Source organism: Acidovorax sp. Root267, assembly GCF_001429215.1.
GTDB lineage: Bacteria > Pseudomonadota > Gammaproteobacteria > Burkholderiales > Burkholderiaceae_C > Acidovorax > Acidovorax radicis.
Genome location: NZ_LMJC01000032.1, coordinates 130,355 through 155,737 on the forward strand (window position 1 = coordinate 130,355; position 25,383 = coordinate 155,737).

Annotated in this window: 28 protein-coding genes and 1 pseudogene; 9 read left to right on the top strand and 20 right to left on the bottom strand. The window is 67.0% G+C overall.

Annotation, left to right across the window (positions count from 1 at the left end; all coding sequences use genetic code 11):
* Positions 1 to 13 precede the first annotated feature (13 nt).
* From ASE39_RS26140 to ASE39_RS22735, 11 genes are all read right to left on the bottom strand, one after another.
* On the bottom strand, positions 14 to 469 hold the full coding sequence (locus ASE39_RS26140) for a YXWGXW repeat-containing protein (RefSeq protein WP_082615550.1): 456 nt from the start codon (positions 467 to 469) through the stop codon (positions 14 to 16).
* A gap of 151 nt (positions 470 to 620) precedes the next feature.
* Positions 621 to 1,163, bottom strand: a complete 543-nt coding sequence (locus ASE39_RS22690; protein ID WP_057272614.1) for a YXWGXW repeat-containing protein — start codon at positions 1,161 to 1,163, stop codon at positions 621 to 623.
* A gap of 184 nt (positions 1,164 to 1,347) precedes the next feature.
* The gene (locus ASE39_RS22695; protein WP_057229897.1) at positions 1,348 to 1,728 is read right to left on the bottom strand and encodes a hypothetical protein; all 381 of its coding nucleotides are present in this window, start codon (positions 1,726 to 1,728) and stop codon (positions 1,348 to 1,350) included.
* A 72-nt stretch (positions 1,729 to 1,800) separates the two neighbouring features.
* Positions 1,801 to 2,208, bottom strand: coding sequence for a DUF6463 family protein (locus tag ASE39_RS22700; protein WP_242421538.1), 408 nt, complete (start codon positions 2,206 to 2,208; stop codon positions 1,801 to 1,803).
* 12 nt (positions 2,209 to 2,220) lie between these two features.
* A complete protein-coding gene (locus ASE39_RS22705; protein ID WP_057272616.1) occupies positions 2,221 to 3,540 on the bottom strand; it encodes an AarF/ABC1/UbiB kinase family protein in 1,320 nt (439 codons plus the stop codon).
* Positions 3,527 to 4,087, bottom strand: coding sequence for a DUF2867 domain-containing protein (locus ASE39_RS22710; protein WP_057272617.1), 561 nt, complete (start codon positions 4,085 to 4,087; stop codon positions 3,527 to 3,529). The genes ASE39_RS22705 and ASE39_RS22710 overlap by 14 nt, the downstream gene beginning before the upstream one ends.
* On the bottom strand, positions 4,084 to 4,965 hold the full coding sequence (locus ASE39_RS22715; protein ID WP_057272618.1) for a TetR family transcriptional regulator: 882 nt from the start codon (positions 4,963 to 4,965) through the stop codon (positions 4,084 to 4,086). Before ASE39_RS22715 ends, ASE39_RS22710 begins: the two co-directional genes overlap by 4 nt.
* A 128-nt stretch (positions 4,966 to 5,093) precedes the next feature.
* On the bottom strand, positions 5,094 to 5,288 hold the full coding sequence (locus tag ASE39_RS22720; RefSeq protein ID WP_010466251.1) for a helix-turn-helix transcriptional regulator: 195 nt from the start codon (positions 5,286 to 5,288) through the stop codon (positions 5,094 to 5,096).
* A 10-nt stretch (positions 5,289 to 5,298) separates the two neighbouring features.
* Positions 5,299 to 6,342 carry an NAD-dependent epimerase/dehydratase family protein gene (locus tag ASE39_RS22725; protein WP_057272619.1) on the bottom strand — a complete coding sequence of 348 codons (1,044 nt, stop codon included), beginning with the start codon at positions 6,340 to 6,342 and terminating at the stop codon, positions 5,299 to 5,301.
* Positions 6,343 to 6,344: 2 nt separating this feature from the next.
* Positions 6,345 to 6,737, bottom strand: coding sequence for a hypothetical protein (locus ASE39_RS22730; protein ID WP_057272620.1), 393 nt, complete (start codon positions 6,735 to 6,737; stop codon positions 6,345 to 6,347).
* Positions 6,738 to 7,012: 275 nt separating this feature from the next.
* Positions 7,013 to 7,753 carry a helix-turn-helix transcriptional regulator gene (locus ASE39_RS22735; protein ID WP_057272621.1) on the bottom strand — a complete coding sequence of 247 codons (741 nt, stop codon included), beginning with the start codon at positions 7,751 to 7,753 and terminating at the stop codon, positions 7,013 to 7,015.
* A gap of 124 nt (positions 7,754 to 7,877) precedes the next feature.
* Between ASE39_RS22735 and ASE39_RS22740 the strand changes: the two genes are divergently transcribed.
* The 3 genes from ASE39_RS22740 (at position 7,878) to ASE39_RS22750 (ending at position 11,277) form a co-directional block, all read left to right on the top strand.
* A complete protein-coding gene (locus tag ASE39_RS22740) occupies positions 7,878 to 8,741 on the top strand; it encodes a hypothetical protein (protein ID WP_057272682.1) in 864 nt (287 codons plus the stop codon).
* Between the two features lie 65 nt (positions 8,742 to 8,806).
* Positions 8,807 to 10,741, top strand: coding sequence for an MFS transporter (locus ASE39_RS22745; protein ID WP_010466246.1), 1,935 nt, complete (start codon positions 8,807 to 8,809; stop codon positions 10,739 to 10,741).
* Positions 10,738 to 11,277 (top strand): hypothetical protein, encoded by a 540-nt coding sequence (locus tag ASE39_RS22750; RefSeq protein WP_057272622.1) that lies wholly within the window; start codon positions 10,738 to 10,740, stop codon positions 11,275 to 11,277. Before ASE39_RS22745 ends, ASE39_RS22750 begins: the two co-directional genes overlap by 4 nt.
* Positions 11,278 to 11,298: 21 nt before the next feature.
* On the opposite strand, the gene ASE39_RS22755 is transcribed toward ASE39_RS22750, so the two are convergent.
* Both ASE39_RS22755 and ASE39_RS22760 read right to left on the bottom strand, forming a co-directional pair.
* Positions 11,299 to 12,297, bottom strand: coding sequence for a tripartite tricarboxylate transporter substrate binding protein (locus ASE39_RS22755; protein ID WP_057272623.1), 999 nt, complete (start codon positions 12,295 to 12,297; stop codon positions 11,299 to 11,301).
* A 288-nt stretch (positions 12,298 to 12,585) separates the two neighbouring features.
* A complete protein-coding gene (locus ASE39_RS22760; RefSeq protein ID WP_010466243.1) occupies positions 12,586 to 13,602 on the bottom strand; it encodes a 1-aminocyclopropane-1-carboxylate deaminase in 1,017 nt (338 codons plus the stop codon).
* A 163-nt stretch (positions 13,603 to 13,765) separates the two neighbouring features.
* Between ASE39_RS22760 and ASE39_RS22765 the strand changes: the two genes are divergently transcribed.
* Positions 13,766 to 14,281 carry an Lrp/AsnC family transcriptional regulator gene (locus ASE39_RS22765; protein WP_057272624.1) on the top strand — a complete coding sequence of 172 codons (516 nt, stop codon included), beginning with the start codon at positions 13,766 to 13,768 and terminating at the stop codon, positions 14,279 to 14,281.
* 15 nt (positions 14,282 to 14,296) lie between these two features.
* Here the strand turns inward: ASE39_RS22765 and ASE39_RS22770 are convergent, their stop codons facing one another.
* Entirely contained in the window at positions 14,297 to 15,211 is a 915-nt protein-coding gene (locus tag ASE39_RS22770) for an O-acetylserine/cysteine exporter (protein ID WP_010466241.1), read from the bottom strand.
* 105 nt (positions 15,212 to 15,316) lie between these two features.
* On the bottom strand, positions 15,317 to 16,504 hold the full coding sequence (locus tag ASE39_RS22775) for a saccharopine dehydrogenase NADP-binding domain-containing protein (RefSeq protein WP_057272625.1): 1,188 nt from the start codon (positions 16,502 to 16,504) through the stop codon (positions 15,317 to 15,319).
* A 229-nt stretch (positions 16,505 to 16,733) separates the two neighbouring features.
* Between ASE39_RS22775 and ASE39_RS22780 the strand changes: the two genes are divergently transcribed.
* The 5 genes from ASE39_RS22780 (at position 16,734) to ASE39_RS22800 (ending at position 21,244) form a co-directional block, all read left to right on the top strand.
* The gene (locus ASE39_RS22780) at positions 16,734 to 17,228 is read left to right on the top strand and encodes a YiaA/YiaB family inner membrane protein (protein ID WP_057272626.1); all 495 of its coding nucleotides are present in this window, start codon (positions 16,734 to 16,736) and stop codon (positions 17,226 to 17,228) included.
* A 105-nt stretch (positions 17,229 to 17,333) separates the two neighbouring features.
* Entirely contained in the window at positions 17,334 to 17,789 is a 456-nt protein-coding gene (locus tag ASE39_RS22785; protein ID WP_057229875.1) for a hypothetical protein, read from the top strand.
* Positions 17,790 to 17,868: 79 nt separating this feature from the next.
* On the top strand, positions 17,869 to 18,672 hold the full coding sequence (locus ASE39_RS22790; protein ID WP_057272683.1) for a DUF2145 domain-containing protein: 804 nt from the start codon (positions 17,869 to 17,871) through the stop codon (positions 18,670 to 18,672).
* A gap of 76 nt (positions 18,673 to 18,748) precedes the next feature.
* Positions 18,749 to 19,804: a zinc ribbon domain-containing protein gene (locus tag ASE39_RS22795; protein WP_057272627.1), complete on the top strand. Its 1,056-nt coding sequence runs from the start codon at positions 18,749 to 18,751 to the stop codon at positions 19,802 to 19,804.
* 21 nt (positions 19,805 to 19,825) lie between these two features.
* The gene (locus ASE39_RS22800; protein ID WP_242421542.1) at positions 19,826 to 21,244 is read left to right on the top strand and encodes an FAD-binding oxidoreductase; all 1,419 of its coding nucleotides are present in this window, start codon (positions 19,826 to 19,828) and stop codon (positions 21,242 to 21,244) included.
* Positions 21,245 to 21,393: 149 nt separating this feature from the next.
* Here the strand turns inward: ASE39_RS22800 and ASE39_RS22805 are convergent, their stop codons facing one another.
* The 5 genes and pseudogenes from ASE39_RS22805 to ASE39_RS22820 form a co-directional block, all read right to left on the bottom strand.
* Entirely contained in the window at positions 21,394 to 22,806 is a 1,413-nt protein-coding gene (locus tag ASE39_RS22805; RefSeq protein ID WP_057272629.1) for a GGDEF domain-containing protein, read from the bottom strand.
* 307 nt (positions 22,807 to 23,113) lie between these two features.
* Positions 23,114 to 23,683, bottom strand: coding sequence for a LuxR C-terminal-related transcriptional regulator (locus ASE39_RS22810; RefSeq protein WP_057272630.1), 570 nt, complete (start codon positions 23,681 to 23,683; stop codon positions 23,114 to 23,116).
* A gap of 55 nt (positions 23,684 to 23,738) precedes the next feature.
* Positions 23,739 to 24,104: a GGDEF domain-containing protein gene (locus ASE39_RS27225; RefSeq protein WP_242421539.1), complete on the bottom strand. Its 366-nt coding sequence runs from the start codon at positions 24,102 to 24,104 to the stop codon at positions 23,739 to 23,741.
* 34 nt (positions 24,105 to 24,138) lie between these two features.
* Positions 24,139 to 24,882: pseudogene (locus tag ASE39_RS27360) on the bottom strand (GGDEF domain-containing protein); the annotation flags it as partial.
* Positions 24,883 to 24,989: 107 nt separating this feature from the next.
* Entirely contained in the window at positions 24,990 to 25,379 is a 390-nt protein-coding gene (locus ASE39_RS22820) for a hypothetical protein (RefSeq protein ID WP_010466229.1), read from the bottom strand.
* Between the last annotated feature and the right edge of the window lie 4 nt (positions 25,380 to 25,383).

The window sequence follows — 25,383 nt, forward strand, 5'->3', positions numbered from 1 at the left end:
TCCCCCAGCGCCATCAGTTGCGACGCGGGTTGTCGGGCTGGCTGTCGCGGCGATTGGATACGCCGTCGCCATCGCGGTCGCGGTCGTTGCGGTTGGCAACGCCATCACCGTCCCGGTCCCAGCCACCGCGTTGCATTTCCCAGCGGCCTTCACGCTCCACCCACTGGGGCTGGCGGTACTGGTGGCCATGGCGTGCTTGCACCCAGTGGCCCCGGACCCAGCGGTGGCGGTTGCCACGCCATTCCCAATGCCCTTCTTCCCACACCTGTCCGCGCCGTGGGCGTGGCACGGCTTCATGCCGTGGGGGTGGGGGGGCGGGAATCACCTGGTAGTTCTGCGTGGATTGGTATCCACGTTCTGGCTGACCCGATTGAATGATGACGGTGCCTTGCGGTGCAGAGTGCGCGGGTGCAAGGGGCAGCAGTGCCATCAGGGCGAGGGCGGCTGCAGTGAATGTCTGGCGGGTCATGGTGATCTCCTAATGTTCCTTGCGGAATCGGTCTGTGCATGGTGGCGGTTCGGCGCGCTGCGCCACGTAGGCGCTGAGCGGGGTCAGCCGTAGGCGAAGAGTGCGGCTTCACCCGGGTCTTCCCGGGCCGCCCCCGGCCTTCACCCCTCCGTCAGTTGCGGTACGGGTTGTCTGGACGGCGATCGTGGCGGTTCGGCACACCGTCGCCGTCGCGGTCCCGGTCGTGGCGGTTGGACACGCCATCGCGGTCTCGGTCGTGGTGATCGCGGTCATAGCGGTTGGGAATTCCGTCGCCATCCCGGTCGCGGTCATAGCGGTTGGGGATGCCGTCTCCATCCCGATCCCAGCCACCTGGGCGCATTTCCCAGCGGCCGCCATATTCCACCCAACGGGGTTCGCGGTAGTAGTAGCCAGGGCGGGCCTTCATCCAGTGGCCCTGGACCCAGACGTGGCGGTGGCCACGCCAATCCCAGTACCCGGGCACCCACACCATGTCCCGGCGGGGGCGGGGCACCACTTCATAGCGGGGTGGTGGTGGCGGGCCGTATTGCACCACCATGGGCGCGGGCGCTTGGTAGTGGTGGGGTTGTCCCGACTGGATAACAACGGTGGCGCTGGTCTGTGCCTGCGCCACCGTAGCGGCACCCAGCGACAGCAGGGCGATAGAAACAGCGGCGAGTGCATTGCGGGCCATGATGGTCTCCTCAAAATGATTCCTTGCGGAACCGGAGACTTCATGGTGCAGACGCTGCGTCAAGACGGTGTAGGCGAATTGCGAAGTCTTGTGAAGTTGTGTTTCCTGCAGCGGTGTCGACAGGGGTTTCCGTGATTTTTCTCACACTCCAGACGGCCCACCCCGTGCCTTGCCGAGGGTGCCCTCAGCGCCACCACACCAGTGCGGCCACCACCAGCAAGGCAAACCAGGCCGGGTGCCTGCCGTCGGTGGCATAGAACACCAGCAATCCGCTGACCAGGGTGGCCAGCCCCGCCACATCAGCCACCCAGGCCCCCAGGTTGGTATCTCCTGGCACGGTCCCCAGGCGCCACAGCAGGGCGCTCAGGGCCCACCCCAACACGGTGGCCAGGTGCCAGGTGCCCCAGAGGATGCGCACCTGCCGCTCGTGCAGTACGGGCCGCCCTCCGGTGGGCACGATGCCCTGCGTGCGCAGAGCGCGAAACACGAGGAATTCACCCAGCACCGAGTGCGCAACACCCACCAGGGCGAGGCCCCCGGCTGCCAGTACCAGCGGAGTATTCATGAACAGTTTTCAAGTCAATCAGGATGGCTGTAGAAGGTGCAGACGCGGCGCATCGACCCGTCTTCGTTGCCTTCAACGCTTTGGGGGCCAGCACAGGGCCAGCGCGGGCGGCAGCGCCAGCCAGAAACCCGATGTGGGCATGAGCACAATGCCCAGCGCCGTGAGAGCCAGCAACCCGGCACCCAGCCCGCGCAAAGGAACGGGCGCCAGGGCTGCATTGCGTTCGATCAGCAACATGGCCCAGCCCAGCAACGCGAACAACACGCCGAACAGTACAAACCAGACCACGGCGCCCACGGCCGGGTCTTTTTGCACGCTGTTGAAAACGCCGCGCCGCACGATCTCTTGCAGCTGGGTCGGAAACACGACGGTGGCATACAGCGTGTGCAGCAGCGCCACGGCCAGCATCCACCGGCCCTTCCAGCGGTTGCGAAGCGGTATGGCCGTGGAGCGAGGGGAGGGGGAGGTCAGGGTGGTCATGTGGGTGGGTTCCTATGAAGAAAGAAGGGCGGGGCAATGCGTGTGGACCCGTGCGCCCAGCCCCGTAAGCAGGTGCATGAGGCCCATCCACATGCGCTCGAACGCAGGCATCTCGCCGGGCACCTGCACCAGGTGCTCGCCCAGCACGCGCTGGTGCCGTCCGGCGGTGATGGGTGGCGGCGTCTTGACGCCAAAATCGAAAACCGGTTGCGTGAAGGGCTCCATCTGCCAGGCCTGCATGTCAGCCAGTGCGGGCGCGAGTTCGGCGGTGTAGGCCGGCACGGTGAGGCTGGCATTGACGAGTCCGAGTGCCTGGTAGGCCTGCAGCACCAGTGCGTCTCGCTGTGGGTCGGTGGGAGGGCGCAGCAGTGCGGACCACGCCTGTGTCACCTGCGCCAGAAAACCGCCAGAGAGGCTGCGGGTGCAGCCAAAGTCGAGCACGCCCACCGTGCCATCGGGCGCGAACAGAAAGTTGCCAGGGTGCGGATCGGCATGCACCCGGCCCAGCACAAAGATGCAATGCATGAACCAGTCCCACAGGTGCTGTCCGGCCAGGTCGCGTTGCTGCTGTGTGGGTTGCGTGGCCAGCCAGGCCTGCAGGTGCTGGCCCGGCAGGAACTGTTGCGTGAGCACCTGGGCCCGTGTGTGCGACAGGATGGGCTGCGCGAGCACCACGCCGGGCAAAGCCGCGTGCTGCGCAAACCATTGCAGTTGCTCGGCCTCCTGCAGGTAGTCCACCTCGCGCAGCAGTGTGGCTTCGATCTCGGTCATCACGCTGTCCACCACGGTGTTGGCGGGCAGGGGCATGTCGGTGTGGGCCAGGGCGCGCAGTGCAGTGCGCATCAGTTGCATGTCGCTGGCAATGGTGGCGGCGATGCCGGGGTACTGCACCTTGACGGCCACCGTGCCGTGGCCCGCCAGTTGAGCGCGGTGCACCTGGCCCAGGCTGGCGGCGGCGAAGGCTGTGGGATCGAACTGGTCAAACAGCGCCTCGGGCTCCTGCCCGAAAGCCTGGCGGAACACGCGTCCCACCAGCGCGCGGTTGAGCGGCGGTGCCTGGTGGTGGGCGCGCGCCAGCTCCTGCCGCACGCCGTCGGGCAGCAGGCCCGGGTGCATGCTGAGCAGCTGCGACACCTTGAGCGCCGAGCCCCGCAGCTGCCCCAGAGCGCCAAAAAGGATACGGCCCAGGGCGGCCTCGTGGTCGGCCTGCGCCTGGGCTGACGGCGTGCGCACACGGTGCCCCAGCTGGGCCATGCCGATGCGCGCCGCGGCCAAGCCCGTGATGGTGCCGCGCGCCAGGCGGCCGGTGCGGGGCGCGTCAGCGCGCGCCATGGTTTGAAAGGGCCAGCTGCTGCAGCATGGCCTGCACGATGCGGCGGTGAAACGGCGTGATGACGGCCATATAGGCATGGCCCAGCGTGTTGTGGATATGCACCACGGTGCTGATGACGACCGTGGGGGCGCTGCCCGGCTGCCCGTGTTTGGTCAGCGAGACCTGCACATCCAGGTGTTTGTCGTCCTGTCCCATCACCACCTCGGTGTCGCTCAGATGGCGAATCAGGAAGATGCCCACGCGGTCTCCGACGCGGTAGCTGCGCGTATTGGTCGGGGAGGCTCCGCTGGCAAGCGGATGCACGTCCTGCAACTGCCCCACGTCCTTGAGACCCATCAGCCGCACCAGCTTGTTGCGCACGGCCAGAAGTTGCTCCGTCCACCGCGGTGTCCTGGCCAAGACGTCTAGCCAGGTCTGCAATGCGCTGGTGGCGGGGCGAGGGTCGGTCGTTGTGAAGGCGTCAAAAAAATCCGCGTCATGCAAGGTTGCATGGATGACAGTGCCTGCGGGCACCTGGATCTCGCGCACGGTGTGGGCGGTGTTCATGCGGACTTCCTCTTGCGTGGCGTGGCCGCTGGCTTTGCAGCGGTTGCCGGGCTGGCAGCGCGGGGTTTGCGCGGCGCGTGCGGCGGTGCTGAACGCTCCGGCGAGGGGGATGGTTCAGCCGTTGCCGTGTAGGCGGGGGCTGGGCCGGGCGGTGCGCCGGCCATGGCCTGCTTGGCCAACTGCAGCATGCCCATCAGGCCGCTGCTGTGCTGCACCATGCGGGCCATCTGGCTGCGCAGCACAAAGCCGCCCAACTGCAGCACGCGGTTGACGAGCCCACCGCGCAGCGCCTGCACCAGCACACCCAGCGACAGGTCCACCAGCTGCGTGGTGTCGGCAAATTCATCTGAGGTATCGGCCAGCCAATACGTCACCACACCGGCCAGGTAGTCGGTGTACAGCCCGCCCGCCAGGCCCTTGAAGTCGCAGGGCTCGATCTCGCCACTGGCCTCGGCGGCTTCCAGAAAGCTGGCGACGGCCTCGCGCAGGCTTTGCCGTGCCGCCAGGGGCTCTGCCAGCATCGACAGCGGCGAGCGCCGCGCCAGGCTGCGCACCTGGGCCACAAATTCGCGGTCGGCCAGCAGGCGCTCCAGCACCGCGTCGGTCAGGCGCTGGAGCTTCTCCTGCAGCTGATAGCCCGCAAATCCCGGCGTCTGCAGCGTGTCGGCCAGCGCCTGGTGGGCCACGTCGTCCAGGTAGCCCAGCACGATGCGGTCCTTGGTGGGGAAGTATTTGTAGATCGTGGCGTCGCCGATGCCGGCGGCGCGCGCGATGTCTTTCATCGTCGTGCCGTCGAAGCCCTGGCGGGTCATGAGGTCCACCGCGCTGGCCACGATCTGGCGGCGGGTGGCGTCTTGCTGTTGGCGGGTGGTTTTCACTTTGGTATCTTTAAAATCGTTGAATCAATGATTTAAAGAATAGTGAATTTTCATTAAAGCGTCAATGGGTATCGAAGGATGGGCCCGACGAAGGTGCAGACACCTTCGCCTGTGCGCTGGGCTGCGGCTCAGTCGTCGGGCACAAACACCTGCTCGATGGTCCGCCCGAGCACGGTGGCGATCTTGAAGGCCAGGGGCAGGCTGGGGTCGTATTTGCCCGCTTCGATCGAGTGCACGGTCTGGCGGCTCACACCCAGCGCGTCGGCCAGGGCTTGTTGGGTCATCCCGCGGTCTTGCCGCAGGGCTTTGACGTGGTTGTGCATGCGGGTTGCCTCAGTCCGGCGCCAGGCCATCGGCCACCAGCTGCGCCACGTGCTCGCCCAGCGTGGCGCTGGCCGGCCGGTAGCGGACGCCCAACTCGGCCTGGCTGCGTGCGGTGTCGAACTGCAGCGGATGACCCACGTTATGGCGCACGTAGCTGCGCGTCATGCCGGCCATGGGCGCGATGAGCCACATCAGCCATCGGGGCACCTCTTTGGTGGGCAGCTTGGCGCTGCGGTCCGGGTGGCTCTGGCGCAGGCGCTGCGCGATCTCCAGCAGGCGCAGGCTTTCGCCCACCACCAGGTAGCGGCCCGAGGCTGCCGGCTGCAGCGCGGCGCTGACGTGCGCCTGGGCCACGTCGCGCACATCCACCGTGCCCAGCCACAGCGGCGGCACGCCCTGGCGGAAGGACCCGTCCAGAAACTGGCGCAGCAGCTGCACGCTGGTGGCATCGTCGCGCTGCGACAGCGAGGGGCCGAAGATCGCACCTGGATGCACGCTCACCAGCGACCAGCGTTTTTGCCGTGCCTGCAGATCCCAGGCCAGGGCCTCGGCGCGCGTCTTGGAGAGCGCGTAGGGATTGCCTTGCGCGGTCGACGTGCGGTTGGTGTCCTTTTCGTTGAGCACATGCCCCGGGCGGGATTGCAGCTCGTCGCTGTCGCCGAACATCGCCACGATACTGCTGGTGATGACCACACGCTCCACGCTCGCCGCGCGATTGGCCGCATCCAGCACGTGGCGCGTGCCCGTCACAGCGGGGGCGATGAGCTCGCGCTCGGGGTCGGCCGAGGGCCCCAGCTTGTAGGGCGAAGCGGTGTGCAGCACCGCGATGCAACCCTGCATCGCAGCGTCAAAGCCCTGCGCACTGAGCAGGTCGGCCTCAAACAACATGAGCTGGCCTGGATGCGCTTGCGCCAGGCGCTGCAGGTGCGCGACCTTGCGCTCGTCCTTCAGGCTGCGCACCGTGCCGTGCACCGTGTGGCCCTGCTCCAGCAGCAGCTTCACGATCCACGACGCCAGGTATCCGGCCGCGCCGGTCACCAACACGCGGGCCATGCTCAGCTCACCCGGTGGTGGGTGATGCACAGACCCAGGCCCCAGGCGGCGATCAGCCCGGCGGCCACGGCCAGCGGGTGCACGGCAGGGGCCATGCCCAAGGCCTGTACCGCGGACACCACCAGCAGCATGGCCAGCACCAGCCCCACCGCCCATTGGCAGGCGCGGCCATGCATCTGGCGCTGCAGTTCGTCCAGCTGCCGGTAGCGGCGATAGCCCAGCCACGCCAACAGACCACACGCTGCCGCCAGCAGCCCCGCCGCCCACCGGCCCGACGCCAGCGGCAGGTGCGCGAGCTCCAGGCTGGCGAGGCCCAGCAAGATCACCACGAGCAGGCCGGCGAGCACCTTGGCCAGGTAGCTGATTTGTTCCAGGGGAGGGGGAAGTTCGTTCATGCGGGCCTCAAGAAGTAAAGTTTGCTTTACAAATTGTCGTGCCGCGGCGATATCCATGTCAAGTTTCTTTTACTTTTGACGATGTGGAGTCGGCCACAAACATCAAAAATTAAGTATTTTTAGCCGCTAGCGCTTGTTGTGTAAGCATTTATTGCTATCAATAAACTAGCAAATGACACACAACCCTATTGCATCGCCCAATCTCAAACAAGCGACGGCAAGCCAAACGCCCTAACGCCGCGTCGTTCCCTCACTGAGGACAGCCACGCAGTGGCTTAAAGGGGCAGCCTCCTCATCCCCGTGAACGCTTCGAACTCCCAGCTGCGCATGGCCAAGAGCAGCGTGTAGCCCTCCAGCTCCCGCGGTGGCAGCTTCTGATCGGCAAGATGCTGTTGCGCAAAGTCCTGCGCCACGCGCTGCATGCGCTCCATGAAGGCAGGCGCCAGGCCCCGGCTGATGGTGCCGTGCACCAGCAGCACACCTTCGCCAGCGCCGTCGAAGCCGCCGGAAAAGTAGTCGAGCAGCGCGTGCTCGCGAAAGTAGTTCATCACCGGGCCGTGGGGCCGCCAGCGGAAGGTCTTGGCGAGCTTCAATCGGTAGCGGTTCAGTGGCCGCAGCTCGATGATGCCGATGCGGTCGAGTTGCGCCAAGTACTTGATGCCCTCGGCCTCGGACAGGCGGTAGGTGGTGGTCACCTGCTCCAGCGTCCACTGGCTCAGCACGCAAATGGCCATCAGCAGCAGCTTCTTGTCGGCGACCACGGCGCGCTCCTGCTCCTGCGTCAGCTCCTTGAGCAGGGGCTGGTTTTCGGCCACGCGGCGTGCGAGGTCGGCAAAGTCCAGCGCCAGCGCGCGGCAGATCGCGTCGATGCGCGACAGCGGCATGTCGCCCTTGGCCAGCATGCGCTTGACGCTGGACTCGGCCATGCCCAGGGCCTGCGCCAGGTCGGCGTAGGTCATCTGGGCGGTCTTGAGTTCTTTTTTCAGGGCGAGAACGAGGTCGGCTGTGGTGCTCATGGGTATCGATTATCAATACCGAGGGTGTCTTTGGCGGCAATCGGTGCGACTTTTTGGTGGTGACGTGGCGTGGGCTGCGCACACTGCGCCGCATTCACTGCCCAACCCTGCGGATGCGAAGACCATGACCTTTCTGATTTCTCTCCCCACCCGGCGCCACAAGCCCGTGACGCACGCTGAAGCGGGCCTGCTGCTGGGCGTGGTCGCGTTGCTGGCGCTGGCCGTGTTCGGGCCGGTGTTGCCTGCCAGCGTGCACCAGCACGGTTTTGCCGATCAGCGGGCGCTGTGGGGTATTCCTTGTGCGATGGATGTGCTGAGCAATCTGCCGCTCGCCATCGCAGGGGTGTGGGGCTTGCGGGCATTGCGCCGTCTGGCCGCCGGCGCTCTGGACCACACATCCCACGCGATGGTCATGCTGTTTTTCGTGGGGTTGGTGTGCACGGCCATGGGCTCGGGCGTGTACCACTGGCAACCGCAGGACGCAGGCCTGCTGTGGGACCGGTTGGGCATGGTGCTGCCTTTTGCGGGCCTGTTGGGGCTGGCGGCGACCAGCCGCGTGAGCCAGCGGGCGGGGTGGGCCACGGCGGGCGCGATGCTGCTGGCCGGACCGCTGGCCGTGCTGTGGTGGTCGCACGCCGGCAACCTGATGCCCTGGGCGGTGGTGCAACTGGGCGGCATGCTGGTGGTGCTGGCACTGGCTTGCTGGCCCCGGCGCGATGGCGCCCTGGCGGTGCACCTGGGCGCGGTCATTGGCCTGTATGCCGTGGCCAAGTTGTTCGAGGCCGCCGATCACGCGGTGTTTGACGCCACAGCGCAGTGGGTGTCGGGACACAGCATCAAGCATGTATTCGCTGCCAGCGCTGCCTGGCCGGTGTTGCTGGCACTGGCGGCATTGCGCAACAGCGGTGCACGGGGTGCGCCGCACGTCACGCTGTCCGGGCAGAATGGCGCCCACACCGTGGGTGTCGCACGCAGGTTCCGCGCCTGAGTGGCGGGGCACTGGATACACAAACACAAAGACACAGCAAACCCATCGGAAACGAGGAGAAAAGCATGCACCCCGAGACCCCCTCAACCAGCGTTGCGCCAACGCATGAGGACCCGAACCAGTTCGCCCTGCTGCGCCAACGGCGGTTTGCGCCGTTTTTCTGGACCCAGTTTTCAGGCGCCGCCAACGACAACCTGTTCAAGTTCGCGTTCACCGTGATGGTGACCTACCAGCTCAGCGTGTCGTGGCTGCCGCCGGCGATGGCGGGGCTGGTGATCGGTGCGCTGTTCATCCTGCCGTTCCTGCTGTTCTCGGCCACGTCGGGCCAGCTCACCGACAAGTACGACAAGACGAAGATGATCCGCTTCGTGAAGAACCTGGAGATCGCCATCATGCTGGTGGCGGCGGGCGGGTTCATCGCGGGCAATGTGCCCATCCTGCTGCTGTGCACCTTCCTGATGGGCGTGCACTCCACGCTGTTCGGGCCCGTCAAGTTCGCCTATATGCCGCAGGTACTCAGCGAGCGTGAGCTCACCGGCGGCAACGGCATGGTCGAGATGGGCACCTTCGTGGCCATCCTGCTGGGCAACGTGGCGGGCGGACTGCTGGTGGCGCTGCCTGGCATCGGCCACACCACGGTGGCCGTGGCGTGTGTGGTGGCCGCGCTGATTGGGCGCGCGGTGGCGCAATTCATCCCGTCGGTGCCAGCCACCGACCCGGGGCTCACCATCAACTGGAACCCCTTCACCGAGACCTGGCGCAACCTCAAGCTTGCGCACGAGAACATCGTGGTGTTCCGCTCGCTCCTGGGCATCAGCTGGATGTGGTTCTTCGGCGCGGTGTTCCTGTCGCAGTTTCCGAGCCTGGCCAAGGAAGTGCTGCACGGCAACGAGCAGGTGGCTTCGCTGCTGCTGGTGGTGTTCTCCATCGGCATCGGCATTGGCTCGCTGCTGTGCGAGGTGCTCTCGCGCCGCCATGTCGAGATCGGCCTGGTGCCGCTGGGTGCCATTGGCATGAGTGTGTTTTCCATCGACCTGTACTTCGCGGCGCGCAGCCTGCCACCGTCGGAAATCATGGGCCTTGGCGCCTTCCTCGCGCAGAGCCAGCACTGGCGCGTGATGCTCGACCTGGCGCTGCTCAGCCTGTTTGCGGGCCTGTACAGCGTGCCGATGTACGCACTGATCCAGATGCGCAGCCAGCCCACGCACCGCGCGCGGATCATCGCAGCCAACAACATCCTGAACGCGCTGTTCATGATTGCCAGTTCGCTCATCGCCGGCGCACTGCTGGGCGCGGGCTTCACGGTGCCGCAGATCTTTTTGTTCGTAGGCTTGGCGAATGCGGTGGTGGCGTTCTACATCTTCATGCTGGTGCCCGAATACCTGCTGCGCTTCGTGGCCTGGATGTCATCGCGCTTCGTGTACCGCTTCAAGGTGCAGGGCGACGAAAACCTGCCCACCACCGGCGCGGCCATCCTGGCGTGCAACCACGTGAGCTTTATCGACGCGGTGCTGCTCATGGCCGCGAGCCCGCGGCCGATCTATTTTGTGATGGACCACCGCATCTTCCGCGTGCCGGTGCTCGGCTGGCTGTTCCGCCTGGCCAAGGCCATCCCGATCGCGCCGTACAAGGAAGACCCCGCCACCTACGACGCCGCCTTCGAGCGCGCGGCCCAGGTGCTGCGCGAAGGTGATCTGCTGGCCATCTTCCCGGAGGGCGGCATCACCAAGGACGGACAGCTCCAGGAGTTCAAGGGCGGCATCATGAAGATCATCGAGCGTGCGCGCGAAGAGGGCGTCGAGGCGCCGGTGATCCCCATGGCGCTGACCAACCTGTGGGGCTCGTACTTCAGCCGCATCGAGCAGGGCGGTGCGATGGTGCGGCCGTTCCGCAGGGGGTTCTACAGCCGGGTGGGGCTCAATGTGGGCCGTCCTGTAGCGTCTCAGGCCGTACAGCCCGCGCTGCTGCGCAGCCAGGTGGCAGACCTGTTGCAAACATGAGCACGGCAGACGTTGCCATCGCGGCCGTGCCGGCAGCGGACCCCGGTGCATTGACGGATCGCATCCTGGATTTCTTGCGCGGCATCGGCCTTGCGGTCTTTGAGGCCGAGGTGCCCGACGACAGCTTTCTGCCTGGCGTCCGCATCGAGCGGGGTGGGCTGCGCGTGGACCGGGCGCGGCTGCGCTGGCCCGGTGACCTGCTGCACGAGGCCGGCCACTTGGCGGTGGTGCCTGCCGCCCAGCGCCCCACCCTGGACGACGCACTGCAGGACCTGCCCGCAGTGCCCCATGGCGGTGAGATCGAGGCAACCGCCTGGGCGTGGGCCGCGCTGTGCCACCTGAGGATGGATTCCGCTGTGCTGTTCCACGACGGCGGATACCACGGGCGGTCCGCCGGGCTGCGCACCGCTTTCGAGCTGGGGGTGTACCTGGGGGCGTCGGGGCTGGCAGCTGCGGGGCTCACCCTGCTGCCTGCGCAGCAGGTGCCTGGCGGTCCGCATGCCTATCCCCACATGCTGACCTGGCTGCGGGACTGAGGCTCCGGAAAAGCGCAGCGCTCACTCCGCACGAATCTGCGCCCGTTGCGCAATCGCCCGCATGCGTGGCAGCTCGTCCTCGATCTGCGCCAGCACGGCATCGCCTGGTGCGTAGGCGGGCTCCAACCCGCTGGCCACCAGCTTGCTGCGGATTTCGGCATCCGCCAGGGTCTCGGCCAGTGCCTTGTGCAATTTGGCCTTGGCCTCGGTGGGCAGGCCGCGCGGCGCGACCACAGCCAGCCAGGAGTCGGCCGAGAACCCCGGAAAGCCACTTTCTGCCACCGTGGGCACGTCGGGCAGCTGCGTGGCCCGCGTGGCGCCTGTGACGGCAATGGCCTTGATCTTGCCCGCCTTGAGCTGTGGCAGCGCTGCCGCCACGGTGTCGATGGTGAGGGGGATCTGCCCGCCCATCAGGTCGGCCATGGCGGGGGCGCTGCCCCGGTAAGGCACGTGCATCAGCTTGATGCCTGCGGCCGACCAGGTCAGCTCGGCTGCGAAATGCCCCGTGGTGCCGTTGCCGAACGAGCCGTAGGAGAACTTGTCTGGAGTGCGCTGCACGGCGGCGATCAGCTGCCGGAGGTTGTTGACCGGCACATCGCGGTGGGCCAGCAGAATCAAGGGCACACGGGCGACCAGGCCGACGGGCTCGTAGCTCTTGACGGGGTCGTAGGGCAGCTTGGCGTTCAGCGCGGGGTTTACGGTGAAGGTGGAGCCCGAGCTGATCAGCAGCGTGTAGCCGTCCGCCGGTGCGTTGGCCACAAACGATGCGCCTACGATGGTGCCCGCGCCCGCCTTGTTTTCGATGACCACCGCCTGGCCCAGGCGTTCGCCCAGCTTCTTGCTGATGAGCCGGCCCACGATGTCCACCGCCCCGCCGGGCGGGAAGGGCACGATGAGCTGAACGGGTTTGGCGGGGTAGCCGTCGGCGTGGGCCTGGGTCGCAAAACCTAGCCCCCCAGAAGCGATGGCGGCAATGGATAGGGCGACGCCAGTGCGTCGCGTCAGAGGCAAGTGGTTCATTCGGCGATCCTTCGGATGAGGGCTGGTTGTGTTCAACCGTTGCTACCTGCGGACAGGGTCCAGGATGCGCCAGTCTTCGTTTCGCTCTGGCGGCCCGCCAGGGCCTGTCGCTACCACGGAAGTTCGGTCAGCCGCCATGGCCGGCGGGATGGACCGGCCGTGGCGGGGAGACCCGGCGGCGTGCACGGGTCTGAGGAAACGCAAAGATAAAAAAGCAGAGGTGCTCAGATCACGGAGAGCCCGGCCAGCCGGCACAGGCGCTGCTGCTCTGTCTCCTCGCGCGGGGCATCAGCCGTTGCGAAAAAGAAAGCTGTAGGCGTTCAACGCCGGCACCCCTCCCAGGTGCGCGTACAACACACGGGAGCCTTCGGGGAATTCGCCCTTGCGCACCATGTCGATCATGCCGTGCATGGACTTGCCTTCGTACACCGGGTCGGTGAGCATGCCTTCCTGGCGGGCGCACAGGCGGATGGCTTCGAGCGTGCCCTCGTTGGGCAGGCCGTACTCGGGGCCGCCGTAGCGCGTGTCCAGCACCACATCCTCGGCCGTGATCTCCTGGCCCAGTTCCACCAGCTTGGCCGTGTTCTGTGCGATGCGCAGCACCTGGGCATGGGTCTTTTCGGGCTTGGCCGACGCGTCGATGCCGATCACCTTGCGTGCCCGGCCGTCGGCCGCAAAGCCCACCACCATGCCGGCCTGCGTGCTGCCGGTGACCGAGCACACGACGATGTAATCAAACTGGAAGCCCAGCTCTTTTTCTTGCTGGCGCACTTCTTCGGCAAAGCCCACGAAGCCCAGGCCGCCGTACGGGTGCTCGGAGCAGCCTGCGGGAATGGGGAAGGGCTTGCCGCCGGCCTTCTTCACGTCGTCCATGGCCTGCTCCCAGCTGGGGCGGATGCCGATGTCGAAGCCCGCAGCGTCCAGGCGCACGTCGGCGCCCATGATGCGGCTCATCTCGATGTTGCCCACGCGGTCGTACACCGCGTCGGAGTAGTTGACCCAGTTCTCCTGCACCAGCACGCACTTCATGCCCAGGTGCGCGGCCACGGCGGCCACCTGGCGCGTCTGGTTGGACTGGATGCCGCCGATGGAGACCAGCGTGTCGTAGCCGCCTGCAATCGCCTCGGGGATGAGGTATTCGAGCTTGCGCGTCTTGTTGCCGCCAAAGGCCAGGCCGCTGTTGCAGTCCTCGCGCTTGGCATACAGGTGCACCTTGCCGCCCAGGTGGGCCGACAGGCGCGGCAGCGCGGTGATGGGCGAGGGCCCGAAGGTGAGCGGGTGGCGGGCGAATTTCTGCAGGTTCATGGCGGTGTTCCGGTCGATGGAAGGGATGGGGTGCAAGGGGTGGCTTGCAGTGCCTTCATCGTAGAAAGACACGCGCATCAAGTGGTTGCGAATTTCATCGGTATTTCAGGGTTTTTCATTTATGAATCAGAATATCGACGATAAATATTTCTTGAAAAGAAAAATGTGCGCAACAAAAGTTCGTGCCAAGAATGTACCGCAGGCCGATGTGTCGGCTGAGCTGGACCGCACTGACAAAGCTATCCTGCGCCAGTTGCAGCGTGATGCCTCGCTGTCCAACGTTGCGCTGGCAGAGAAGGTGCACCTGAGCGCACCCGCCTGCCTGCGGCGCGTGGAACGGCTCAAGCGCCTGGGGCTCATCGACGGCGTCGTGGCACTGCTCAACCCCAAGGCCGTGGGTGCTGGCATGCTGGTGATGATTGGCGTGGTGCTGGACCGCTCCACGCCCGAATCGTTTGCCGAGTTTGAAAAGGCCGCCGCCAAAATCTCGGGCTGCATGGAGTGCCATGTGGTCACCGGCGAGTTCGATTACTTCATGCTGGTGCGCACGCGTGACAACGACAGCTTTAACCGCCTGCACGCCGAGCAGCTGATCTACCTGCCCGGAGTGCGGCAGGTGCGCTCGTTCATGGTGCTGCGCAATGTGCTCTCGACCACGGAGTTGCCGCTGGCGCTGTAGCGGCCGTGGAGAGGCTCACTGCGCCCCGCGCAGCCGCCCCATCACGGCCGCCCAGGCCGGGCCCCCGAACACGTTGACCACGAGGCCCGCCATCAGCAGCCCCGCACCCGCAAAGTGCACGGGCAACAGTTGCTCGCCAAACACCCACCAGCCCGTGGTCAGGCCCACCACGGGCACCAGCAGGGTGAAGGGCGCCACGCGGTTCACGGGATAGCGCGACATGAGATACGTCCACAGCCCGAAGCCCAGCAACGTGGAGATCCACGCGATATAGGCCACGGCGGCCATGGATTTGAAGGACAGGTGCTGCACGGCTGCCAGTACAGCGGTGGGGCCGTCCATCACCAGCGCCAGGGCCACGAACGGCAGCGGTGCGACCACGCTGGACCAGACGATGAAGGCAAACTGGTTCATCGGCCCATACCGCCCCACGGCGCGGGTGACGATATTCCCGCAGCCCCACATCGCAGCGGCCGCCACGGTCAGCGCAAAACCCGCCAACGGCATCGATGCGCCGTGGGCACTGCCAATCAGCACCAGCCCCACGCCTGCCAGCGCCAGGCCCGCCACCTGGTTGCCCTGCCATTTCTCACGCAGCCACCAGGCCGCCAGCAGCAGCGTGAAGAACGACTGCGCCTGCAGCACCAGCGAGGCCAGGCCCGACGGCATGCCGATGTGGATGGCGGTGAACAGCAGGGCAAACTGGCCCACGGCCATGGTCATGCCATACAACAGGTACAGCCGCAACGGAACCTTGGGGGGCTTAACGAACAGCAGCGCTGGAAACGCCGCCAGCAGGTAGCGCAGCGCGCCCAGCAGCATGGGCGGCACATCCGCCACGCCGACCTTGATCACGGCAAAGTTCAAGCCCCAGACGACGATGACAAGCAGGGCGAGGGCAAGGTCGCGGGGGCGCAGGGCAGTGTTCATTCCCTGCATTTTGGAGGATTCGCTCGGTGGGTGGCCGAGCGTTTCAGGACCAGCGTGGTGCGAAAACGGACAAACCCGCAGGGAAGCTCCGCGACCTCCGGGACGTTACGCCGATTCGACCGCGAAGCTCAGCCCAGCGTTGGCCTGCAGCCGCGTTATCAGCTTGTCACCCAGCGCGGGGGCCGTGGTCCAGATGCCGCCCGGAGTCTCGGTGGCATCCTGCAGCAGGCACACGGCGGCCTCGGCGATCATCTTGGAGGTGGAGCCGTAGCCCGGGTCGCGGTCGCCCTTCACGCCCACGCGCAGGCTGTTGCCAGCGGCGTCGGTGCCCAGGAACAGCACGTCGTAAAACCCCTTCTCGCGTTCTTCGCGCGAAGGGCCTTCGCCGGGTTTGGGGCCCTTGTCAGAGCCCAGCGACTTGTCGCCCGCCACGGCATTGGCCATGGCTTCGCCCTTTTCTCCGGGGCCGGTGATGAGCATCTCGTCGTAGACGAAGTCGGCGCCGTAGGCGTGCTGCAGCAAGAAGTTGGAGCGGTGCACGTTGCGGGTGTTGATGGCCGCCATCACGAACGGTGCCACCCAGACTCCTTCACCCAAGGCTTCGTCCACCATGGGTTTGTGGCCCGAGGGCTGGCGCGGCCCGTCAAATCCGGGTGTGAGCGAGAACGGGTTCTTCAGTAAATCCAGCACGGCGGGGTTGGTGGCCGCTGCGGCCATGGTGGCCTTCAGACTGGCGGCGGTGCCGCCCGAGAACGTGCCCTTCATCTTGCGCACCCGACCGCGCACGCGTGATGCGGGGTGGCCGAAGCGCTGGCCAAATTCCTTTTGCAGCAGGAAAACGCCCAGGTCGAACGGGATGGAGTCGAACCCGCACGAGAACACGATGCGCGCGCCGCTGGCCTTGGCCGTGGCTTCGTGCGCGTCGATCATCTGGCGCATCCAGGCGGGTTCGCCGCACAGGTCCACGTAGTCCACGCCGGCCGCCGCGCAGGCGGCCACGAGTTCGTTGCCGTACAGCTGGTACGGGCCCACCGTGGTCAGCACCAGGCGGGTCTGTGCCGTCAGGGCCTGCAGGCTGGCGGGGTCGGTGCTGTCGGTCACGATGAGCGGGGTGTCGGCGGGGGCGCCGACTTCGTCGCGCACGGCGGCCAGCTTGTCGGCGCTGCGCCCGCCCATGGCCCAGCGCAGGCCGCTGCCGGCGGGGTAGCGCTGCAGCAGGTATTCGACGACCAGGCGGCCGGTGAAGCCGGTGGCGCCGTGGACGACGATGTCAAAGGGTTTGGCGGTGGTCATGGGGCGGTCTCCGTGCGGGCGTTGCAGCAGTCAAAGGCTGCGATTGTCAAAGACAAGCCGGTGCAATGATGTCGCCCAGGTGCCCCGGTCCATGTGGTGAAAGTATCGCCATTCGATACCGAAGAGCCGGGCAGCCGCCACTGGCGCAACCCGTTGGCGGCGGCGGCGGGCCGGCGCGGCACTATCCGCTCCGTGTTCAACCACGGCCCTTTCAGGCCACCCCATTTGTATGTCGTCTTCTTCCACCCTCATCCAGCGTGACACCCGTGCATGGCAGCTCCAGGTGTGGGTCTCGTTCGGCCTGGCCGTCTTTCTGTGCGCCGTGGGGCTGGCCTGGTTGCCGGGCGAACAGTTGGAGCAGGCGTTCATGGTGATGGGCTATGTGTTCTGCCTCTCGGCCGCGTTCGTGCTGGCCAAGTTCGTGCGGGACAACGAGAGCGCAGCGCGCCGCGGCGCGGGCGACACGCCGATGTGGAAGCTGGTGGTTTGGGGCGGCTTCGTGGTGGCCATGGGCCTCACCGGCTGGGGTCTGTTCGGCATGGAGATCAACGTGACCTACAAGGCCTTTCTGGGTGTGAGCTGGCTGTACCTGATCACCACCGCCTTCACGCTGGCCAAGATGCTGCGCGACCGCCACGAGGCTGACCTGCTGGAAGCACGCCTGCAAGGCCGCCGCGAAGCTGCCGCAGCACATGCTGCTACGTCTGGTAACAACGCCAGCTGAGTTTCCGGCGTTCGCCATGGAGCTATGGGGGATGCTCGGAGGTTGCCCTGAAAAAAACCGGTGCTGCAGCGCTACTGCGCAGCACCTCCTGTGAGGAGTGAAACCATGAAGAAATTGTCGAAGATCCTGACCCTTGCCCTGGCCGCCGGCCTGCTGTGCACGCTGGCTGCCCTGCCCGCACGGGCCCAGAGCGAGGCCTCGGCCGCGCTGTCGCTGTTGCCCATCGCGTCGGTGGTGGGCACGGCCTCGGTGGCGTCTGCCGCCGCTGGCGCGGTCGTGACGGTGCCAGCGGCCCTGTCGGTCGCCGGTGCGGTGCTGACGGTGAAGACGGTGGAGGCATCGGCCACTGGCACGGTGTACCTGTTGGAGCGCGCATCGGACGGCGCCCGGGTCAGCGTCGAGGTGGCGGGGCGGGGCGTGGGCGCATCGGCGCACGCCGTGGGCACCGTGGTGACCTGCAGCGTGATCGGCACGGGCGTGGTGCTGTCGGTGGCGGGCGAGGCGATTGCCTTCGTGCCCAACGCCATCGGCCGTGCGCTGCTGCACAACGAGCGTCTGTAAGGGCACCGCCATGAATGTGCAGCAGATGACCGTGACGACCCCGGCGCGTGCCCGCGTGCGCTCTTCTTTCAACCCCGCCATGCTCGGCCTGGCCCTGGTGGCTGGCGCGGCCTTGCTGGCGGTACCCGCGGCCCACGCGGGCCGCTCCTGCGAGGCCGCGAAACCCGTGCCTGCCAAAGTGATCGAGCGCGGCATGCAGCTGGCGCAGCAGACCTCGGCCGCGCTGGATGCGGAGCACGCCAGGTCCGGCGCCCAGGTGGTGGTGCTCGCCCGCGCGGGGCAGGACTTGAGCAAATACGGCCTGCGCTATTCGCACCTGGGCTGGGCGTACAAGACGCCCGAGGGCCCATGGTGGGTGGCCCACAAGCTCAATGAATGTGGCACGGCCGTTGGACACCTGTACCGCCAGGGCCTGGGCGAGTTCTTCCTGGACGACCTGTGGCGCTACGAGGCGGTGTACGCCGTGCCCACACCCGAGGTGCAGCAGCGCCTGATCGCCGTGCTGCAGGACAAGGGCCGCACCACGGCGCTGCAGCATCCGCCCTACAGCATGGTCAGCTACGCGTGGGGCCGCAAATACCAGCAATCCAACCAGTGGGCGCTGGAGACCCTGGCGATGGCCATGGAGCCCACCACGGTGCGCACACGCGACCAGGCGCAGGCCTGGTTGCAGTTCAAGGGCTACGAGCCCACCGCCCTGAAACTGGGCCCGCTGACCCGCATGGGCGGGCGCGTGGGTTCGGCCAACATCGCATTTGACGACCACCCGAACGAGAAACGGTTTTCGGACCGCATCGAGACCGTGACCGTCGATTCGATGCTGGCCTGGCTGCAACGGGCGCAGCTGGTGGCTGCACCGGTAGTGCTGGTGGTGAAGAATTGAATAAAATGGCCTTCAGCGCTTTATGGATAAGCGCTGATAGCTATCAAATGCATAGTATTCCCTGAGGGAAACGATCATGAGCAAATCGCTTCGGCTGTCCGAAAAATGGTTTCGCCGTGGCCTGTGGCTGGTGGCGCTGGTGTTTGCCAGTTTCCTCATCGGCCTGGGCGGCACCATCGTGGGCGATTTGCCCAAGGTCGAAACCCCGCTGCGCGTGGACGACTTCCTGGACAAGCCAGCGGCCGAGAGGCTGCGCGCCCAGGTCAAGGACGCGCGCCAGGCCGAGCAGGATGCGCAGACCGCGCTGGACCAGGCCCAGCTGCAGCGCAGCAAGGCCCGCAGCGAAACGCAGGCCGCGCGCGAGACCTTCAACAACTGGCTGGCCACGCGCAACGCCACCCAGCGCGCCGACCAGGACCCCGAAGTGCTGGCGCGCACCCAGGCGCTGGACGTGCTCAAGCTCGCCGAGCGCAAGACCCAGCAGGCGGTCGAGGCGCAGCAGCAGGCTGCGCTGGACGCACGCCAGGCGGCGGCAGCCACGCAGGAGCGCCTGAACGACATGGAAGCCGATGGCTACGTCAAGCTGGAGGCCGAGCGCCGCAAGGTGGAGCTGCGCGTGTTCCTGTACCGCCTGGCCCTCACCCTGCCACTCTTGGCGGTCGCCGGCTGGCTGTTCGCCAAGAAGCGCAAGGGCACCTACTGGCCGTTTGTATGGGGCTTCATCTTCTTCGCGCTGTTCGCCTTCTTCGTGGAGCTGGTGCCTTACCTCCCCAGCTACGGCGGTTATGTGCGCTACGTGGTGGGCATCGGCATCACGGCGCTGGTGGGGCGCTACGCCATCCTGGCGCTCAACCGCTACCTGGAGCGCCAGAAGTTGGCCGAAACCCTGCCCGACCAGGAGCGCCGCAAGGAGCTGAGCTACGACGTGGCCCTGGCGCGCCTGGCCAAAAGCGTGTGCCCCGGCTGCGAGCGCCCGGTGGACCTCAAGAACGAGAAGATCGACTTTTGCCCACACTGCGGCATCGGCCTGTTCGACCACTGCGGCCAGTGCACGACCCGCAAGAGCGCTTTTGCGCGGTTCTGCCATGCCTGTGGCACCGGTGCCGGCGTGCGGCTTGCCCGGGATGACTGATCGGCGCAACGCTTGAACACCGTGAAGGGGCTGCGCCGCCGTGAACTCCTGGGTGCACTGGCCGCCGCAGGCCTGGTGGGGGCCGCGGCGCCGCTGCGGGCCCACAGCGCTCCCGGGGCGCTGATCGAGAACGTGACCCGCCTGTACCCCGTGCGGGTATCCCGGGTGGTGGTGCCTGGCAGCGTGCAGGACGTGGTGCAGGCCGTGCAGAACTGGCCCGGCGCGGTGGCCGTGGGCGGCGGGCGCTACAGCATGGGCGGGCAGGTGGGCGTGGAGGGCGGCCTGCACATCGACATGCGCAGCATGAAGGGGCTGGTGTGGCTGGACACCACCGGCCGCAAGGTGCGCGTACAGGCCGGCATGCGCTGGCGCGACCTGCAAGACCACCTCGACCCCCACGACCTGGCGGTGCGCACCATGCAGAGTTATTCGAACTTCACGGTGGGCGGGTCCGTGTCGGTGAACGTGCATGGCCGCTATGTTGGGCACGGGCCCATCGGCGCGTCCGTGCGGGCCCTGCAGATCGTGCTGGCCAGCGGAGGCGTGCGCGAGGCGAGCCGCCACCAGCACCCCGACCTGTTCCGCGCCGCTCTGGGCGGCTATGGCGGGCTGGGCGTGATCACCGAGGTGGAGCTGGACCTGGATGCCAACACCGCCCTGGAGCGCGCCGTGGCCCACGTGGCGCTGGACGACTACCCGGGCTTCTTTGCCGCCAAGGTGGCCGCCAACGCGCAGGCCGTGATGCACAACGCCGACCTGTTGCCCCCCAGCTTTGACCGCGCCACTGCGGTGACCTGGACCCGCACCGACAAGCCCGTGACGGTCCCCGAGCGCCTGGTGCCGCGCGGCCAGCGGTATGACCTGGACAAGAGCGTGATCTGGGCCATGACGGAGCTGCCGGGCGGCCACCAGCTGCAGCACAAGGTGGTCCGCCCCGCGCTGCTGCGTGGACATCCCGTGGTGTGGCGCAACCACGAGGCCAGCCTGGATGCCGCCTCTTTGGAGCCGGCCAGCCGCGCACAGTCCACCTATGTGCTGCAGGAATACTTTGTGCCCGTGGCCCGGTTCGCCGCTTTCACGCGGGGTTTGGCCCACATCCTGCAGCAGCACGGTGCGCAGGTGCTCAACATCTCGGTGCGCCACGCGCCGCCCGACCCCGATGCCGTCATGGCCTGGGCGCGCGAGGAGGTGTTCTCGTGGGTGCTGTACTACAAACAAGGCACCAGCCCCGAGGCCCGCACGGCGGTGGGCCTGTGGACGCGTGCGCTGATCGACCTGGCCCTGCAGCACGGCGGCACCTACTACCTGCCCTACCAGCGCCATGCCACACAGGCGCAGTTCGCGGCGGCCTACCCGCAGGCAGACCGGTTTCGTGCCACCAAGGCCGCCTGGGACCCCGAGGGGCGGATGACCAACATGCTGTGGAAGCAGTATCTGTAGCGTGCACCGGCGCTGCGGGTGGGCTGCTTTTGCGGCCCACGCCGTTTCAGCTTTTCAGGGTGCACCGTGCCGCCCGCGACGCCTGAAACGGGCACGGCCTCAGGCCAGCAGGTGCAAAGCGGCTTTTTGGGGCTTACCGCTTTGGGGGCTTACCCCATCATCACCTGGTTGCGCCCTTGGGCCTTGGCCCGGTAGAGCGCGGCATCGGCGGCGAGCAGCAGCATTTCCATGTCGGAATCGCCGCCCAGGCTGGCGCTGTGCACAAGGCCGACGCTGACCGTGGCGTGGTGCTGCGGGGCACCGCCTTCGGCGCCAAAGGGCAACTGTTCCACCACCTTGCGCAGCCGTTCTGCAATCGCATGCGCCTCGGCGGGCGAGGCATCGGGCAGCACCACCGCAAACTCCTCGCCGCCCAGGCGGCCCAGCACGTCCTGGGGGCGCAGCGCACTGACCATGGCCTGGGCGATGCCAATCAGGAGCTGGTCGCCCGCACCGTGCCCCAGCTGGTCGTTGACCTGCTTGAAATGGTCCACGTCCACCATCAGCACCGCCAACCCGGCGGATTCGCGCTGGTAGCGTGCCACCAGCCGCTCACCCTGCTCCAGGAACGCGCGCCGCGCGAGCACCCCGGTCAGGTCGTCGTGGCGCACTGCGTGGTCCAGACGGCGCAGGGCCTCGGCGCGTGCGGCGCTGGCGCAGGCCACAGCCAGCGGCCCCAGCGCCAGCAGCGTGACGCCCACGCGCAGCGAGAACACATCGCTGGCATGCGCGGGTGTGAAATTGAGCACGCCAGTGGCCACCCCGGCCATGGTCCACAGGCACACCACCAGCGACAACAGGCTGGAAATGAAGGGGCTGTAGCTGAGCGCGCACCACAGCAGCCCCGGCACCACAAAGGCCAGCATGCCAGGACCGCCGATCACCGTGCGTACGCCCTCGGCCAGCAGCAGCGAGCTGACGGGGGCCAGGCGCCAGAACAGTGGCACACCCTGCAGACCGCCCTGCGGCGCGGGGGGCGGGGCATCTGCGCGCGGCGCAGCCAGCACCACCGGCACGATGAGCATGTAGTTCATGAGTTCGGTGCTGAACCACAGCGACAGCAGGTCGGTCCATGGGGTGTTGAAGTAGACCGGTGCGGCGCCACAGCCCGCCAGTGCCCCCACAGCACTGGCGGCCAGCGCAGCGAGCAGCAGGTAGAGCGCCGACACGGTGCGCTGCAGGCGCCGGATGCCTTCGTCCAGCCGGCGCAGCACCAGCCAGCCCGCCGTGGCGCCCAGCAGGTTGGCCGCATTGAGCCACAGAGCCATGCCCCAGTGGCTGCCCGTCACCAGATCTGCCGCCACATAGCCCACGGCGGCCGCTACCCAGGCCGGTGGGCGCGCCAGCGTGGGGTAGCGCACCAGCAGCCCGAGCAGCAGCGCATTGGCGGGCCAGAAGGCCGACAGAAAGCCGATGGGCCGCGCAAAGATGCCAACCAGGCAGGCGGCAAAGATCAGCAGTGCCAACCCCAGCCAGGCCATGGGGGGCGAAAGGGGTCGGTGGATCACAAAAGGGCGGTACATAGGTGGGCTGCAGGGGGCGGCGGGGCGGCGCCCAGGTCCATGCCGATTGTCCCCGGGCCGGGTGTGTTGGGAGCGCTGCTGCGCAACCTTCAGAAACAATTGTTGACGATCTCCGGGTGGGCCGGGGAAGGTTTTCACTCTGTGGGTAGTGTGGTGTTGCACGCTATCCGGCACTTAAAACCGCGTCTTTTCGGCCAGAGCTGTGTCGCAAATCCGCGCGATACCTGCGGGTATCGCTGTGGGTTGCGCCTTGCCCTGGCCAAAAATCCATCGGTTTTGAATGTGCCGCCAAGCATGCAGCACCCCACTAGGCGCTGCCCAGCAGCAGCGCCACGAGTTCACCCGTGCTGCTGGCCCCCAGCTTGCGCATGAGCCGTGCGCGGTGCGCGTCCACCGTGCGGTGGCTGATGTTCAGGTAGCGCCCGATCTGCTTGCTGGTGGCTCCGGTGACGATGTGCTGGGCGATTTCGCGCTCGCGCAGGGTCAGCGGTGTGCTGACGGGGCGGCGGTGCGAGATGTCCTCGAACATCCATACCGCACGGGCAAACGGATCCGCCCGGTCCAGCGTACGGCCCACCACGTGGCACCAGAACAGCGATCCGTCGCGCCGCCGCATGATGCGCTCGTCGGCATAGCCCCCCGAATCCTTCATGGCCTGCAGGCCCAGGTGGCCGGTATGGGTGAACTCGTCGAACGAGGGGTACAGCGGCGCCAGCGGCTGGCCCAGCAGGTCGGCCAGTTCGTGGCCGAACATGTGGGCAAAGGCGTCGTTGCAGATCTCGATGCTGCGTTCGCGCGTCACGCACATGCCCACCGGGGCCAGGTTGAAGGCCAGCTCCAGTGCTTCGGTCAGGGTGGCAAAGGGTGGTGCGGGCATGGGGTGCGATTCTGCCGCAGGCCAATGGGCACAGCCCTGGGGAACCAGGGCCGGTTCAGGCCGTGCGCTCGTGCGTCACCACGACACGGTTGCGGCCAGCGCGCTTGGCGTCGTACAGCGCCCGGTCGGCCGCGCCCAGCCAGTCGGCCCAGGTTCCGCCACCGGAGTTCACGCAGGCCAGTCCAATGCTGACGGTGACGGGGATGTCCTCGCCCTGCTCGGACAGCCGGATCTGTTCCACGGCTGCGCACAGCCGCTGCGCGACGGCGGCCGCATCGCTGGCCGTGGCGTCTGGCAGATAGACCAGGAATTCTTCGCCACCCATGCGGGCCAGCAGGTCCGAGTCGCGCAGCTGGCTGCGCAGGGCTTGGGCCGAGGCGACGAGCACGCGGTCGCCCCGCCGCATGGCCAAAGCGGTCATTGATGCGCTTGAAGTGGTCCAGGTCGAGCTGCGCGATGGCGCTGCCCGCCGGCAGTCGCGCGGGCAGCATCGACGTGGCCCAGCGGCGGTTGCCCGCGCCCGTGAGCGTGTCGGTTTGCGCCACCCGTTCCAGGCGCACTGCGGCCCGCTCGCTGGAGAGCGAAGAAACCATGAGTGCGATGCCGAAGTGGCAGAACATCTGCACATAGAAGGCCCGGGCAAATCCTGCGGAACTTGCGTTGTCGGTGGCGATGTACAACAGGCGCAACGCAAAGATGCTGGCGCTGAGCAGAAGAAGCCCTGCCAGCAGGGGGCGGGACGGCAGCGGTTCCGTGCGGTGATCACGCCATACCTCGTGGGCCGATCCGACCAGGGCCACGGCGGCGGTGATGTGAAAGGCGCCAGCGCGCAGCAGATTGTCCAGCGGAAACTGCGTGACCAGGCCCAGCACCAGCCAGCCACCGGGGACCAGGACGAGCACCGCCATCGGGATGCGCCTGCGCCCGCTCAATGCCCGCATGCCCGCCCAGAAGAGGGGGTAGCCGACCGTCCCCAGCAGCAGGCTGGTGTGGGTCCAGAGCCAGTCGGGCAGCACCAGGTATTCGCCCCGGCCCGCCAGTTCGGCCCCTATGGCCAGCAGCAGGTAGGCCACCGCCAGCGGCTTGAGCCCCTGGGGTCGGCACGAATGCCGGCTGACGTGAAAGATGCTCAGCGCACCGGCCACCAGGGCGGTCTTGTAGAGCAGGAGGACGGTGGGGAGATCAAGCTGGAGGCCCATGTCGCGGAGCAATGGCGGTTTGGTTGTGGTCCCAGGCGGCGGTGGACCATGTCTGTATATCTTGGCTGGAATGGGGCGACAGGCGCTACCGTGAACTCCCGCAGTGCTCAGCGGCGGCGCCAGCGTTGCGCCCACTGCCGCCGGATGACCCGCGCCACGCGCCAGGCCCACGAGGCACGGGCACGCTCCAGCACGGTGTGCTTGAGGCGCATCCAGCGCGCATAGGTCCAGGCAAACCAGTGCAACTGCATGAGTGCTGGCTGCGTCAGCGTGAACAGCCGCGCCACCACGGCGGTGCCCACCACCTTGGCCAGCACGATCACCAGCATGCCCAGCACCACATGCCCCCGGCCCACCGCCCACAGGGCCAGCAGCTTGATGGGCAGCAACAGGGCCGTGGGCAACGCAAACACGGCCACCGCCGCCCACGGCGGCAGGGCGCGCACGCAGCCTTCGATCCAGCGCAGGCCTGGCCAGCGGCCAATGCGTGCCAGCAACTGC

What these genes read in the sequence shown, in the direction of transcription:
- ASE39_RS26140 (WP_082615550.1), bottom strand. Translation starts at nt 469, where the DNA reads ATGACCCGCCAGACATTCACTGCAGCCGCCCTCGCCCTGATGGCACTG.
- ASE39_RS22690 (WP_057272614.1), bottom strand. Translation starts at nt 1,163, where the DNA reads ATGGCCCGCAATGCACTCGCCGCTGTTTCTATCGCCCTGCTGTCGCTG.
- ASE39_RS22695 (WP_057229897.1), bottom strand. Translation starts at nt 1,728, where the DNA reads ATGAATACTCCGCTGGTACTGGCAGCCGGGGGCCTCGCCCTGGTGGGT.
- ASE39_RS22700 (WP_242421538.1), bottom strand. Translation starts at nt 2,208, where the DNA reads ATGACCACCCTGACCTCCCCCTCCCCTCGCTCCACGGCCATACCGCTT.
- ASE39_RS22705 (WP_057272616.1), bottom strand. Translation starts at nt 3,540, where the DNA reads ATGGCGCGCGCTGACGCGCCCCGCACCGGCCGCCTGGCGCGCGGCACC.
- ASE39_RS22710 (WP_057272617.1), bottom strand. Translation starts at nt 4,087, where the DNA reads ATGAACACCGCCCACACCGTGCGCGAGATCCAGGTGCCCGCAGGCACT.
- ASE39_RS22720 (WP_010466251.1), bottom strand. Translation starts at nt 5,288, where the DNA reads ATGCACAACCACGTCAAAGCCCTGCGGCAAGACCGCGGGATGACCCAA.
- ASE39_RS22725 (WP_057272619.1), bottom strand. Translation starts at nt 6,342, where the DNA reads ATGGCCCGCGTGTTGGTGACCGGCGCGGCCGGATACCTGGCGTCGTGG.
- ASE39_RS22730 (WP_057272620.1), bottom strand. Translation starts at nt 6,737, where the DNA reads ATGAACGAACTTCCCCCTCCCCTGGAACAAATCAGCTACCTGGCCAAG.
- ASE39_RS22735 (WP_057272621.1), bottom strand. Translation starts at nt 7,753, where the DNA reads ATGAGCACCACAGCCGACCTCGTTCTCGCCCTGAAAAAAGAACTCAAG.
- ASE39_RS22740 (WP_057272682.1), top strand. Translation starts at nt 7,878, where the DNA reads ATGACCTTTCTGATTTCTCTCCCCACCCGGCGCCACAAGCCCGTGACG.
- ASE39_RS22745 (WP_010466246.1), top strand. Translation starts at nt 8,807, where the DNA reads ATGCACCCCGAGACCCCCTCAACCAGCGTTGCGCCAACGCATGAGGAC.
- ASE39_RS22750 (WP_057272622.1), top strand. Translation starts at nt 10,738, where the DNA reads ATGAGCACGGCAGACGTTGCCATCGCGGCCGTGCCGGCAGCGGACCCC.
- ASE39_RS22755 (WP_057272623.1), bottom strand. Translation starts at nt 12,297, where the DNA reads ATGAACCACTTGCCTCTGACGCGACGCACTGGCGTCGCCCTATCCATT.
- ASE39_RS22760 (WP_010466243.1), bottom strand. Translation starts at nt 13,602, where the DNA reads ATGAACCTGCAGAAATTCGCCCGCCACCCGCTCACCTTCGGGCCCTCG.
- ASE39_RS22765 (WP_057272624.1), top strand. Translation starts at nt 13,766, where the DNA reads ATGTGCGCAACAAAAGTTCGTGCCAAGAATGTACCGCAGGCCGATGTG.
- ASE39_RS22770 (WP_010466241.1), bottom strand. Translation starts at nt 15,211, where the DNA reads ATGAACACTGCCCTGCGCCCCCGCGACCTTGCCCTCGCCCTGCTTGTC.
- ASE39_RS22775 (WP_057272625.1), bottom strand. Translation starts at nt 16,504, where the DNA reads ATGACCACCGCCAAACCCTTTGACATCGTCGTCCACGGCGCCACCGGC.
- ASE39_RS22780 (WP_057272626.1), top strand. Translation starts at nt 16,734, where the DNA reads ATGTCGTCTTCTTCCACCCTCATCCAGCGTGACACCCGTGCATGGCAG.
- ASE39_RS22785 (WP_057229875.1), top strand. Translation starts at nt 17,334, where the DNA reads ATGAAGAAATTGTCGAAGATCCTGACCCTTGCCCTGGCCGCCGGCCTG.
- ASE39_RS22790 (WP_057272683.1), top strand. Translation starts at nt 17,869, where the DNA reads ATGCTCGGCCTGGCCCTGGTGGCTGGCGCGGCCTTGCTGGCGGTACCC.
- ASE39_RS22795 (WP_057272627.1), top strand. Translation starts at nt 18,749, where the DNA reads ATGAGCAAATCGCTTCGGCTGTCCGAAAAATGGTTTCGCCGTGGCCTG.
- ASE39_RS22805 (WP_057272629.1), bottom strand. Translation starts at nt 22,806, where the DNA reads ATGTACCGCCCTTTTGTGATCCACCGACCCCTTTCGCCCCCCATGGCC.
- ASE39_RS22810 (WP_057272630.1), bottom strand. Translation starts at nt 23,683, where the DNA reads ATGCCCGCACCACCCTTTGCCACCCTGACCGAAGCACTGGAGCTGGCC.
- ASE39_RS27225 (WP_242421539.1), bottom strand. Translation starts at nt 24,104, where the DNA reads ATGACCGCTTTGGCCATGCGGCGGGGCGACCGCGTGCTCGTCGCCTCG.